This window comes from Actinomycetospora sp. 2LY8.5, from assembly GCF_057180585.1.
The window spans coordinates 55,964-68,379 of sequence record NZ_JBXUHE010000014.1 but is presented as its reverse complement, the minus strand read 5'-3'; the positions used below and the strand labels follow the sequence as shown (position 1 = coordinate 68,379).

General features: G+C 74.8%; 10 protein-coding genes. 5 read left to right on the top strand and 5 right to left on the bottom strand.

Annotated elements, in window-relative coordinates:
- Positions 1-8: 8 nt before the first annotated feature.
- The gene (locus AC2A1K_RS17240; protein WP_285650546.1) at positions 9-227 is read right to left on the bottom strand and encodes a dodecin; all 219 of its coding nucleotides are present in this window, start codon (positions 225-227) and stop codon (positions 9-11) included.
- 107 nt (positions 228-334) lie between these two features.
- Between AC2A1K_RS17240 and AC2A1K_RS17235 the strand changes: the two genes are divergently transcribed.
- Entirely contained in the window at positions 335-1,645 is a 1,311-nt protein-coding gene (locus AC2A1K_RS17235; protein WP_483897529.1) for a molybdopterin-dependent oxidoreductase, read from the top strand.
- Positions 1,645-2,136, top strand: coding sequence for a hypothetical protein (locus AC2A1K_RS17230; RefSeq protein ID WP_483897528.1), 492 nt, complete (start codon positions 1,645-1,647; stop codon positions 2,134-2,136). The genes AC2A1K_RS17235 and AC2A1K_RS17230 overlap by 1 nt, the downstream gene beginning before the upstream one ends.
- Positions 2,137-3,129: 993 nt before the next feature.
- Here AC2A1K_RS17230 and sfnG read toward each other — a convergent pair.
- Positions 3,130-4,275 carry a dimethylsulfone monooxygenase SfnG gene (gene sfnG, locus AC2A1K_RS17225; protein WP_483897527.1) on the bottom strand — a complete coding sequence of 382 codons (1,146 nt, stop codon included), beginning with the start codon at positions 4,273-4,275 and terminating at the stop codon, positions 3,130-3,132.
- 281 nt (positions 4,276-4,556) lie between these two features.
- Entirely contained in the window at positions 4,557-6,002 is a 1,446-nt protein-coding gene (locus AC2A1K_RS17220; protein WP_483897591.1) for an NCS2 family permease, read from the bottom strand.
- A gap of 78 nt (positions 6,003-6,080) precedes the next feature.
- On the opposite strand from AC2A1K_RS17220, the gene AC2A1K_RS17215 reads away from it, so the two are divergent.
- Positions 6,081-6,347: a DUF2530 domain-containing protein gene (locus AC2A1K_RS17215; protein WP_483897526.1), complete on the top strand. Its 267-nt coding sequence runs from the start codon at positions 6,081-6,083 to the stop codon at positions 6,345-6,347.
- Here AC2A1K_RS17215 and AC2A1K_RS17210 read toward each other — a convergent pair.
- Both AC2A1K_RS17210 and AC2A1K_RS17205 read right to left on the bottom strand, forming a co-directional pair.
- Positions 6,325-9,372 carry a sacsin N-terminal ATP-binding-like domain-containing protein gene (locus AC2A1K_RS17210; RefSeq protein ID WP_483897525.1) on the bottom strand — a complete coding sequence of 1,016 codons (3,048 nt, stop codon included), beginning with the start codon at positions 9,370-9,372 and terminating at the stop codon, positions 6,325-6,327. The two genes, AC2A1K_RS17215 and AC2A1K_RS17210, sit on opposite strands and share 23 nt — an antisense overlap.
- A 30-nt stretch (positions 9,373-9,402) precedes the next feature.
- Positions 9,403-10,227 carry a DUF3027 domain-containing protein gene (locus AC2A1K_RS17205; protein ID WP_483897524.1) on the bottom strand — a complete coding sequence of 275 codons (825 nt, stop codon included), beginning with the start codon at positions 10,225-10,227 and terminating at the stop codon, positions 9,403-9,405.
- Between the two features lie 94 nt (positions 10,228-10,321).
- Here AC2A1K_RS17205 and AC2A1K_RS17200 point away from each other — a divergent pair, with 94 nt between their 5' ends.
- Both AC2A1K_RS17200 and AC2A1K_RS17195 read left to right on the top strand, forming a co-directional pair.
- Positions 10,322-11,893 (top strand): MFS transporter, encoded by a 1,572-nt coding sequence (locus AC2A1K_RS17200; RefSeq protein ID WP_483897523.1) that lies wholly within the window; start codon positions 10,322-10,324, stop codon positions 11,891-11,893.
- Positions 11,890-12,399: a DUF2771 family protein gene (locus tag AC2A1K_RS17195; protein WP_483897522.1), complete on the top strand. Its 510-nt coding sequence runs from the start codon at positions 11,890-11,892 to the stop codon at positions 12,397-12,399. The genes AC2A1K_RS17200 and AC2A1K_RS17195 overlap by 4 nt, the downstream gene beginning before the upstream one ends.
- Positions 12,400-12,416 lie beyond the last annotated feature (17 nt).

Here is a 12,416-nt window from a genome sequence, read left to right as displayed (position 1 = left end):
ACGCCCACTCAGGGCTTGGTGTCCTCGAGGGCGAAGCCGATGTTCAGGGTCACCTGGAAGTGCCCGACCTCGCCGTTCTCGACGTGCCCGCGAATCTCCGAGACCTCGAACCAGCTGACCTGGCGCAGGCTCTCCGAGGCCCGGCGCACGGCGCCGCGGATGGCCTCGTCGACGCTCTCGCTGGAGGTGCCGACGACCTCGGTCTTCCGGTAGATGTTGTCCGCCACCCGGGGCTCCTTCGCTCGTGGGGGATTCGGTGTTCCGTCGAACCGGTACCCGTTCTCCGGCGGACGACCACGTGCAGCGTTCCAGCCCGAGAAGAGGACCACCCACGGTGACGCGCACGAGCGAGCCCGCCGACGGCGTCCGGCACCCTCCCGTGCCGCCGCCGTTCTCCCCGCGCACGTGGCGCAGCCCGCTGCGCGGTCCGTGGCTGACCTCGGTGTTCGGGCTCGTGCTCCTCGTCGGGCTGCCGATCGTGATCGTCACGGGGCTGCTCTCGTACCTCGCGTACGGCCCGCAGTTCGGCCAGGCGATCCCGGCCGACGTCGGGGTGCTGCGCCTGCCGCTGGGCGACTGGCCCACCTCGCCGTCGTGGCTCTACCGCCTCACCCAGGGGCTCCACGTCGGGCTCGGGCTGGTCCTGGTGCCGGTGGTGCTGGCCAAGCTGTGGTCGGTGGTGCCGAAGCTCTTCGCCTGGCCCCCGGTGCGCTCGGTCGCCCAGCTGCTGGAGCGCGTCTCGCTGCTCGCGCTCGTCGGCGGGATCCTGTTCGAGCTGGTCACCGGCATCATGAACATCCAGTACGACTACTCGTTCGGCTTCGACTTCTACACCGCCCACTACTGGGGGGCGTGGGTGTTCATCGGCGGGTTCGTCTCCCACGTGCTGATCAAGCTGCCGACGATGGTGCGGTCGCTGCGCTCCGGGGGGCCGGGCCGGTGGCTGCACGACCCGGTCGACGACACGGTGCCCGAGCCCCGCGACGAGCACGGCCTCGTCGCCGTCGCACCCAGCCCGCCGACGATGAGCCGGCGCACGCTGCTCGGCACCGTCGCCGGGGGCAGCGCACTGGTCGGGCTGCTGACGATCGGGACGACGGTCGACGCGCTGCGCCCGCTGGCGGTCCTCTCGCCGCGCGGGCGCTCGTACGGCACCGGCCCGAACGACTTCCAGGTCAACCGCACGGCGTTCGCCGCGGGGATCGGGCCGGGGGTCGGCGACGGCTACGCCCTCGTCCTGCGCGGCGGCCCGTCCGGCGAGGTGCGCCTGGGCCGGGAGGCGCTCGCCGCGATGCCCCAGCACACGGCGACCCTGCCGATCGCCTGCGTCGAGGGGTGGTCGGTGACGCGGACGTGGAGCGGGGTGCGGCTGCGCGACCTGGCCTCCCGGGCCGGTGTCGCCGCGCCCGCGAACGCGTTCGTCCAGTCGCTCGAGCGCGCCGGCCCGTTCGCGCGGGTGACGCTGCAGGGCAACCAGGTACTCGACCCGGACTCGCTGCTGGCCCTGCGGGTGGGCGACGACTCGGGCGGCCCGATGGCGGACCTCTCGCTCGACCACGGCTTCCCGGCGCGCGTGATCGTCCCGGCGCTGCCCGGCGTCCACAACACCAAGTGGGTCGGCGCGATCGACTTCCGGGCCGCCTGATGGGGCGCCTGCCGGCCTGGTTCCGGCGCGTCTACGGCGCGAACCCGCTGCACCTGCTCGCCCTGCTCGGCTGCTTCGCGCTCACGGGCGCCGCCGTGCTGGCACTGGTGCCGAACCCGGGCGCGGTGACGATGGCGATCTGGTTCGCCGCCGCGGTGATCGGCCACGATCTCGTCCTCTACCCCCTGTACGCGCTCGCCGACCGCTCCCTCGTGCTCGCCCGGTCGGTGCGCCGGCGGGTGTCGTCGCGACCGGTGACGGTGGCCGCGACCAACCACCTGCGCCTGCCGGTGCTCGGGTCCGCGCTCGTCGGGCTGATCTGGTTCCCGACGATCTCGGGCGGCGGCGCCGAGGTGCTGGCCTTCGCCGCCGGACTGCCGCCGACCGTCGACCACGTGAGCCGATGGCTGCTCGTCACCGCCGTCCTCTTCCTCGCCAGCGCCGTCGTCTACGCGGTCCGCCTGGGCCGGTCGGCCGTTCGGCGTATGTGAGCACTTTCCGGGGCTATAGGCCCGGAAAGTGCTCACATCGGGTCGCAGTAGGGGGCGCGGCGCCCTCGCCTGGGTCGAGGGCCCGCCCGGGATCGGCAAGACGCGGCTCCCCTACTGGTCACGGCCCAGCTCGAGACGGTGCTGGAGTCGGGGGACACCGGGCCCGAGGGGGTGGCCGCGCTCGCGCCCGGCGTCGTCGGGACGTTCGTGGCGCGCGCCGGGTGCGCGACACCGGCGCGGAGGCCGTCGCGGTGGCGGAGGCGGTCGCCGTCCTCGGGGGCGCCGCGGAGCTGCGGCACAGGGTGTCGCGCCGGAAGCGGTCGATGTCGCGGTGGAACGCCCAGCCGTCGATCTCGATCGCGATCCGGTGCTCGGGGAAGGCGATGTCGAGGACCGCGCGACCGAAGCCGGGAAGGTCGATGGGCAGGTTCGCGGTCCCTCCGGTGATCCGGGCACGGGCGAGCCGACGATGCGCCGTCCGTTCCGCCTCCGACCGGGCTCCGCCTTCGGCGAGCGCGACCAGCCGGCGCGCGAGCACCACTCCGTGACGCCGTCCCATGTCTTCCAGAGCCCTGCGCAACGCCGGGAGCCCGACGCGTCCCTGCGGCAGCGCACGGTCCAGGAGACGCGTGCCCTCGAGGAGCCCGAGCGACCCGGCGGCCTCCAGCGCCGCGCCTCGGAGTGCCGCGCGCGGCGTCAACTCGTGCGAGGCCGAGCGGTAGACGCGCGGATAGACCTCGAGCCACTCCGCGGAGGCGAGGCGCCGCCCGACGGCGGCCGGGACATGCCGAGATCCCGGGCCTGGTCGTGGCGGACCAGACCGTCCTGCGTGCGCAGGAGTTCGAGGAGTTCCACACCCGCTTCGACGCAGCCGGCGGGTCCGCGGCTCCATCGTTCTCGCGCCGGGCGCCGTGTCTCGGGTTACTGGCTGGTATCGCTCGCCTGGCGAGCGATACCAGCCAGTAACCGCCCCCAGGGGAGGGCCGGGCCGGGTCAGGCCTGGGCGAGCGCCGGGGCCGGTTCGGCGTCGGGGAGCTCCGCCTCCTTCTCGCGGATGATCGGCAGGACGTCCTTGCCGAACTGCTCGATCTCCTCCTTCACGTGCAGGAAGCACAGGAGGTTGAGGTCGACTCCGAGCTTCTTGTACTCGATGATCCGGTCGGCGACCTGCTCCGCGGTGCCGATCAGCTGCGTCTTGAAGCCGTCGTTGTACTGCACGAGGTCGGAGAACGACGACTCCGCCCACATGCCCTTGCCGTCCGACGCCGACGCGCCGGCCTGCTGCACGGCCTGGCGGAAGCCCTCGACCTGCTCCTTGTTCGCCTTGTCGACGATCTCGCGCAGGGTGTCGCGGGCCTCCTTCTCCGAATCCCGGACGATCATGAAGCCGTTGAGGCCGAAGTTCACCGTGCGGTTGTTCTCGGCGGCCGCGGTGTTGACGTCGTGCAGCTGCTCGACGACGCCGTCGAAGTCCTTGCCGTTCGAGAAGTAGAAGTCCGAGACGCGGCCGGCCATCTGCCGGGCGGCCGTGGAGTTGCCGCCCTGGAAGATCTCCGGGTGCGGCCGCTCCGGGGTGTTCAGCGGCTTGGGCTTCAGCGAGTAGTCGTGGAACCGGTAGAAGTCGCCGCGGAAGGTGAAGTCGTCGGACTCCCAGATGCCCTTGAGGCAGCGGATGAACTCCTCGGTGCGCCGGTAGCGCTCGTCGTGCTCGAGCCACGGCTCGCCGAACGCGGTGAACTCGCCCTTGAACCAGCCCGAGACGATGTTCGTGGCGAAGCGCCCGCCGTGGCCGGTCGAGGCGGTGAGGTGGTCGACGGTCGCGCCCATGTTCGCGAACACGCCCGGGTGCCACAGGCCCGGGTGCACCGCGGCCATGACCTTGAGGCGCTCGGTGGCCATCATCAGCGCGGTCGAGAGCGACGTCGACTCGTGCTGGTACTCCGCGGAGTAGCTGGCCATGTAGCGGACCTGGGAGAGCGCGAACTCGAACCCGGAGTTCTCCGCCGCGATCGCGGTGTCGCGGTTGTACTCCCAGTTCCAGTCGGTGCGCTGCTCGATGTCGCTGGTGACCAGACCGCCCGAGACGTTGGGGACCCAGTAGGCGAAACGCAGCGGCTTGGTGGGGATGCCGACGGACACGGCGGGATGCCTCCTCGTCGAGGGGGTGTGAGGACGCGCGCGATCGCACGCGGAGAGGACAGGACGGGACGAACGGGGGCTCAGCGACAGATCGCGGTCGCGAGCAGCCCGAAGTCGACGTGACGCCGGCGCGTCAGCAGTGCCCAACCCATTGCTGCGCGACGCTTCCGGGACCGCCGGGCCCTGTCAACCGCAGCCCGGGGTCGGTCACAGTCGGGGAGACGGGGCCGACCCGGCACCAGCATGATCGGTCGGCGACGACCGGGGCAGGGGCACGGACCTCACAGCCCGAACAGCACCCGCAACGGTGTGACCGCGAAGTAGAGGACGAACGCGACGGCGACGACCCACATCAGCGGGTGGATCTCGCGCACGCGGCCGGTGGCGGTGCGCAGCAGCACCCAACTGATGAACCCCGCGCCGATGCCGTTGGCGATCGAGTAGGTGAACGGCATGACCACGATCGTCAGGAACACCGGCAGCGCCACCGAGAAGTCCGACCACTCGACGTCGCGGACGCCGCCGATCATCAGCGCGCCGACGATGACGAGCGCCGGCGCGGCCGCCTCGACCGGCACGATCTCGTAGAGCGGGGTGAAGAACATCGCGACCAGGAACAGCAGGCCGGTGACGACGTTGGCGAGCCCGGTGCGCGCGCCCTCCGCGATACCCGACGCCGACTCGACGAACACGGTGTTGGAGCTCGACGACGCCGCGCCGCCGGCCACCGCGCCGGCGCCCTCGACGACCAGGGCGCGCCCGATGTTGGGCAGCTGGCCCTTCTCGTCGAGCAGCCCCGCCTGGCGACCGAGGCCGGTCATGGTCCCCATCGCGTCGAAGAAGTTGGCGAGCACGAGCGTGAAGACCAGCAGCGTGACCGCCAGCGCGGGCAGCCGCGCGAACGCGCCGAGCGAGACGTCGCCGACCAGCGAGAGGTCGGGCAGCGACACGATCGAGTCCGGCAGTCCCGGGTAGCCGAGGTTCCAGCCCTCCGGGTTGGTGCCGTTCGACGGCCCGACCGCGACGATGGCCTCGACGACGATCGCGAGCACGGTCGTGCCCAGGACCCCGAGCAGGATGCCGGCGCGGATGTTGCGGGCGACGAGCACGCCGGTGAGCAGCAGCCCGATGCAGAACACCGCGGTCGGCCAGGACGCGATCGAGCCCTCGATGCCCAGGCCGACGGGCACCGTGGTGTTCGCGGCGTCGGGCAGCCGGCGCACGAACCCGGCGTCGACGAGCCCGATGAACGCGATGAACGCGCCGATCCCGGCCGCGATGGCGATCTTGAGTGGGTCGGGGATGGCGTTGAAGACGGCGGTCCGGAACCCGGTGAGACCGAGGATCACGATGATGATGCCGTTGACCACCACGAGGCCCATCGCCTCGGGCCAGGTGACCTGCGGCACGATGGTCACCGCGACCAGGGTGTTTATGCCCAGCCCCGTCGCCATCGCGAACGGGAGGTTCGCGACCAGGCCGAAGATGATCGTCATGACGCCGGCGACCAGGGCGGTCACGGCCGCGACCTGCGGCACGGTCAGCGTCGCCCCGAGGATGTCGCGCTTCGCCGACGGCGAGGCCGGGTCGATGCTGCCGAGGATCAGGGGGTTGAGGACCACGATGTAGGCCATCGTCACGAAGGTGACGACGCCGCCGCGGACCTCACGACCGACCGAGGTCCCGCGCTCGTTCAGGCGGAAGAAGCGCTGCAACACGGGCGGCAGGCTAGCCGGATCACACGTCGTTCATGTCGGTGATCTCGGCGGCGCAACGCAGAGTTTCCCTCACGTAGGGTGCACGGCGTGGCCCGACGGTTCGATCTGCACGCCGAGCCGCCGCCCCTGCCGCGCCGGCTCACCGACCCGGTCCCCGTCGTCCTCGCGGGCTCGGCGGTGTGGCTGGCGGTCGCCGTCGTCCTCGGGGTGCTCGCCGCGCTCGGCGTGCGCCCGCTCGACGTCTGGTTCGCCGCGGCGCTCATCGGGCTCGGGCTCGGCGCCCTGGGCCTCGGCGTGCTCGCCCTGCAGCGCCGTGCGCTCCGGCGCGGGGTCAAGGGCGCGCAGAAGCTCTGACGGCCAGGGCGGCGAGGAGTCCGCGCACCGGGTCGTCGGCGTGCACGACCCCGTCGTCGTCGACCCACGCCGACGGGGTGTACTCGACGGGCGCGCCGCCGCGCTCGTCGTCGACGACGAGCACGCGCAGGCGCTCGTGCAGGACGAGCGCGCCGTCGGGCAGCGGGCGGCGCAGCGCCGACGCCCAGGCGACGGCCTCGGGCAGCTCCTCCCACGGCACCGCGCGCCCGCCCTCGCGGACGGTCACCCGCACGCGCTCGGACGCGGGCGCGAGGTCGAGCAGGTCGGCGAGCAGCGCCGGGTCACCGGTGCCGGGCAGGACGAGCACCCCGTGCGGGAGGACGCCGGCGAGCTGGGCACGGTCGAGCACCGCCGGCGGGACGCCCCGGTGCGGGTCGGCGTCGTGCACCCCGCCGTCGGCGGTGCGCACGCGGTCGGGCGGCTCGACGTCGGCGACGCTGACGCGCCCGGCGGCCACCGCGTCGGCGAGCGCGGCGTGCGCGGCGGCCGCGCGCGCCGGGGGCACCACGCGGGCGGGTTCGGCGAGGCGGGCCAGCAGGTCGCCGGCGTCCTCGGTGGAGTCCACCCGCGCGCGCGTGCGGACGCCGATCGCCGCGAGGAACGCCGGGTCGAGGCGGGCGGCGACGTCGCCGGGGACCGCGTCGTAGAGCCCCTCCACCGCGCTCACGCCGGGCAGGCGCCAGGACGTGGGCGGGCGCCCGGCGAGGCGCCCGTACCGCCCGAGCCACCAGGCGGTGTACGGGCGCGGGCCGTCGCCGGCGTGCGGGGCGAGTGACTCCACCGGGCGGGCGCCGCCGAGCGCCTCGCGGACCTCCCGGTCACCGGCCAGCACGGACCAGGCCGCGTCCCAGCGGTCCGCGGCGACCAGCTCGAGATCGCGCACGGCCACCATCGGGCCCGGCGCCTCTCCGTCGGGGCCGTCGGGGCGGTCGGCCACCGGATCGATCTCCTCGGCCCACCACGTCTCCTCGTCGTCGAGGTCGTGGTCGGGCCCCGCAGGGTCGTCGTCGCGCAGGATCGCGAACCCGTCGAGCACGCCCACCGCGGTGAGCACGTGGCGCGGGTGGGCCCCGGCGACGGCGGGGTCGAGCACCCCGAGCGGCCCGTCGGGGTCGACGAGCCCGCGCAGCGCGCCGTCGGGCAGGACGAGCTCGTCGGCGCGCCGGTAGCCGCCCTCGCTGTCGCGCAGCGCGACCGCCCCGAGATCGCGGTCGGCGTCTCCCCCGGCCGCTCCCCGGGCCGCCACGAGCGCGAGCACCAGGGCACCGAGCGCGTCGACGGCATCGAGGGCGTCGAGGTCCCCTCCCGCCCGCCCGCCCGCCTCGGCGTCGTCGACGGAGCGGTCGACGGCCTCGCGCAGGGCCGGGTCGGCGAGCAGCGCGGCACCGTCCACGCGGCGGGCACCGAGGGCGACGAGCAGGTCGCGGGCTGCCGGCTCGTCGGCCAGACCCGGAGCGGCGACGCGCAGCCCGGGGATGTCGGCCGCGGCGAGGCGGGCCGCGAGCGCCGGGTCCCCGCCGGCCAGCAGAACCCCCCGAGCGCCGCCGACCAGCCTGCCGTCGGCCAGCGGGACGGGCAGGCCGGCGAGCTCGTCGCGCGTGCCGGGCGTGGCCAGCAGCGCGAGCCGCCCGTACAGCGCGCGCCACCAGTCCACGGGGCGGTCGAGCCCGGCGAGCGCCTCGGCGAGCGCGGCGGGCCCGACCCGCGGGACCCCGACCGCCGCGAGCGCCGGGGCGTGGCGAGGCGCGGCGAGCACGGTGTCGACGAGCCCGGGCAGCACGTCGGCGAGCTGCTCACCGAGACCGTCCGGCGCCACCCCCAGGTCGAGCACCTGGGCGTTCGCCGGCGCCAGGTCCTCCCCGGCGACCGCAGGGAGCCACGGCGTCGCCCGCAGCGCCTCGAGCACCGCGTCGCGCAGGGTGGCGTCGACCGCCGACGCGGGCAGCGCCGGCAGCGGCACCAGCGCCGGGCGCTCCTCGGCCGGGCGGGCGCGCACGAGATCGGGGTAGCAGGCCGCCGCGGCGCGCAAGACGTGCTCGGTGACCGCGCCGGGGCGCACGTGGCGCCGGTCGGGGTCGAGCGGCACGGTCGCCAGCAGGCGCGCGGGCAGGGTGGTCGGCTCGTCGGTCGGGGTGGGGGCATGCAGGACGTCCGGGCCGGCGGGACCGTCGGCTGCCGCCGCCCACGTCACCCGCCACCCGGTGCGGGCCCGGTCCTCGACGGCCAGGTCGGCGAGCAGTTCGACCGGGATCGTGCCCTCGGCGCGCAGCACGTGCCAGGCGCGGTCGCCGACGCGCACGAGGTCACCCTCGGCGGTGCGCGCCACCACCCCGTCCGGGAGGTCGACCGCGTGCAGCGCGGGCAGGGCGAGCAGCAGGTCGGGCGCCTGGGCCGCGGCGGCGGCGAGCAGCTCGCCCGCGTCGACGCCAGGGCGCAGTGGCAGCCGGACCTCGGTGTCGGTGCCCGGGGGCGGGCTCGGTTCGCCGGCGTCGGTGGGCCACACGAGCCGCAGCGCCGGGGCCGCGCCGTCGCGGCGGGCCAGCTCGTCGGTGAGGTCGGGGACGCCCAGGTCGGCGACCTCGGAGGCCGTGCGGGCACGGTCGAAGACCACCCCGGCGGTCCGCGTGACGACGCGCGGGGCGTCGCTGATCGCCGTGACCGCCGCGAACCCGACACCGAACCGCCCGACCCCGCCGTCGTCGCGCTTGGCCGACGCGCGCAGCGACGCGAGACCGGCGACGCCGTCGGCGTCCAGCGGGACGCCGGAGTTGGCGACGTGCACCACGCCGTCGGAGTACCGCACCCGCAGCACCGTCGTCGTCCCCGCCCGTTCCGCGGCGTCGGCGGCGTTCTGCGCGAGCTCGACGAACCAGCGGTCGCGGTACCCGCCGCGGAGCAGGTCCTCCTCGGCGTTGGCGTCCTCGCGGAAGCGGGCGGGCGACGCCGACCACGCGTCGAGAACCGCGCGGCGCAACGCCGCGGTGTCGAAGGGATCGGGGGTCACCGCTCCCCCTTTCCCGGTGCGCAGTGGTTCTCAGCCGCCCGATGCGGTGGTCTCCGGCTCCATCTCGACCCCGTCGTCGTAGACGAGATCGGCGACCGCCACGACCGCGCCGCTGTCGATCTGCAGCTCGGAGTGGCCGCCGCAGCCGTACTCGGCGTGCACCACGCGGCCGTCGGCGGGGACGTTGCCGTTGCCGCACACACCGAACGCCGCGCGCAGCGACCCGGCCACCGGCAGGTAGAACCCGCACGTCCCGCAGTGCGCGGACGCCGCGCGGGCCATGTCCGCGCCCGGGCCGAAGTCGCCGTCGGCCCAGCGCACGGCCGCGTCCAGGCGGCCCTCGCGGCTCATGACCCGCGGGCGGCCCATGCCGAGCTCGTCGCCGACCTCGCGGACGCCGGAGCCGGTCCCGTCCTCGTCGTCCTCCGGGTCCAGCGCCGCCGAGGCGGGCACGAGGCGCTCGTCGTCGTCCTCGACCGGCAGCAGGTCGCCGGGGCCGACGTCGTCGGCGGTGAGGCGGTCGGTCCACGGCACCCACGTCGGCGCCACGACCGACTCCGGCCCGGGCAGCAGCACGACCTCGCTGACCCCGACGTCGCTCTCCGGGCCCGCGACCGTGACCGCCCAGTACCAGCCCCGGTAGCCGGGCTTGTCGGCCGCGAAGTAGTGGGTCGCGGCGTCGGGGACGTCCTCGGCGCGCACGGCGACCGACGCACCGACCTGAGCGGCGTCACCGTCGGCGGTCTCCACCGCCGCGGCGCGCGCGAGGTCGGCCGCCGCGGCCAGGTGGGCGGCGACGGTGGGCGCGACGGTGGGCGCGACGTCGAGAGTCCGGTCGGCGAGCTCGGGGACCACGCCACGATTGTGCCCGTCCGTCCCGTGCGCGCGGGAGGCGGGCGCCCCGACGCTCGCGGTCGAGCGCCGGTCACTCCTCGGTCATCATGGACGGGTGAGCGGACCGTCCCCCCATCCGTACGGTCCCCGACCTCGACGCCGGCCCGAGCGCCTGCCGCCCACGGCCCGGTCGACGCGGCCGTTCCCGTCGCACGACAGCGACGGCTCGGACGACGACACCCGGTACTCCACCCGCTACGACCCCCGCGCCGAGACGCGGGACGACGCCCCGCGGCAAGAGCACGACGACGACCCCGGGCCCCGGAAGATCACCGTCACGCGCGTCGCGGCCTGGCGGGCCCGGCGCCTGACCCGGCGGGGCGCGCGGGCGTTCCACCGCGCGGCGTCGGCCGACGGTGCCGACCGCTCGGGGCTCACCGCGCTGACCTACGCCTGGATGGCCAACTACGCCTCCGACGCGACGCTGGCCGTCGCGCTCGCCAACACCCTGTTCTTCTCCGCGGCCAGCGCCGAGAGCAAGAGCCGCGTCGCGCTCTACCTGCTCATCACGGTGGCGCCGTTCGCGTTGGTCGCGCCCGTCATCGGCCCGGCGCTCGACCGCCTGCAGCAGGGTCGGCGCGCCGCCATGGCGGTGTCCACGGCCGGTCAGGGCGTGCTGGCCGTCGTGCTCGCCCTGTGGATGGACACCTGGGCGCTCTACCCCGCCGCGCTCGGGATCATGGTGCTGTCGAAGTCGTTCGGTGTGCTCAAGGCCGCGGTGACGCCGCGGGTGCTGCCGCCGGGCATCACGCTGGTGACGACGAACTCGCGGCTCACCGTGTTCGGGCTCGTCGCCTCGGGCGTCGCCGGGGGCATCGCGGCCGGCGTCGCGTGGCTGTTCGGGTCGCCCGGCGCCGCCTGGCTCACCGCCGCGATCTGCCTCGCGGCCGTGTGGCTGTGCCTGCGCATCCCCGCCTGGGTCGAGGTCACCGAGGGCGAGGAGCCGACACGGATCCTCCCGGTGCACGACGCGACCGGGCAGCGCCGCCGCACCCCGCTGAGCCGCGACGTCGTCACCGCCCTCTGGGCGAACGGCACGATCCGCAGCCTCACCGGGTTCCTCATGCTGTTCTCCGCCTTCGTCGTCAAGAACGAGACCGAGGGCGCGCCCGGCGACCAGCTGATCCTGCTCGGGGTCGTCGGGGCCGCGGCCGGGGCGGGCGGGTTCGTCGGCAACTTCATCGGTGCCCGGCAGCGGTTCGGACGGCCCCGCGTGCTGATGATCGTGTGCCTGGTGCTGGCCCTCGGCGGGGTCGTCCTCGCCGCGACGGTCACCGGTCTGACCACCGCCGCCGTGGCCGCCCTGATCGCCGCGACCACGAGCGCGCTGCTCAAGGTCTGCCTCGACGCGATGGTGCAGCGCGACCTGCCGGAGGCCAACCGCGCCTCGGCGTTCGGGCGCTCCGAGACGATCCTGCAGCTGTCCTGGGTGTTCGGCGGCGCGCTCGGGGTGCTGCTCCCGCCGACGTGGTGGATCGGGTTCACCGTCATCGGCGTCGTGATGGCGATCGGTACGGTACAGACCGTGCTGATCACGCGAGGGACCTCGATGCTGCCGCAGCGCGGGCGGAGCCGGAGGGGGAGCACGCCGACAGGGGAGCCCGACCCGGATCGCAGCCGTCGGTGAGGTCGACGTCCCGGCGCACCGTGGTCGTCGGCGCCGTGCTCCTCGTCGCCGTCGCGGCCGTGGTCGTCGTGCTCGTCGTGCGGGCGACGGCCGGCCCGTCCTCGCCCGGCGACGTCACGTTCGCCGCGGGCGGCGCCACCACGTCGGTCGGCGCGAGCCAGTTCTGCGACGTCCAGGTCACCGAGTGCGGCGACGACCCGGAGGCGAACGCCGTCCTGCGCGTCCCGCCGAACACGCCGCTGACCGTGACCGTGCCGGAGGAGGTCGTCGGCACCCCCTGGCAGCTCGCCTTCACCTTCCGCGACCCGGCCGGCGCGGTCCAGCAGGGTCGCAGCCCGGTGTTCGCGCCGGGCACGACGCCGAGCTTCACGCTGATCCTGCCCGTCGCGTCCGACCAGCTCGAGAGCGCCGAGGTCCAGCAGTACGGCGCGCGGATCAGTCAGGGTCCGAACGGGCTGGAGTTCGCCACCCGTTCCACCTGGGTGCTCAGCGTCGACGACCGGTGATACACCGGGTCGCCCAC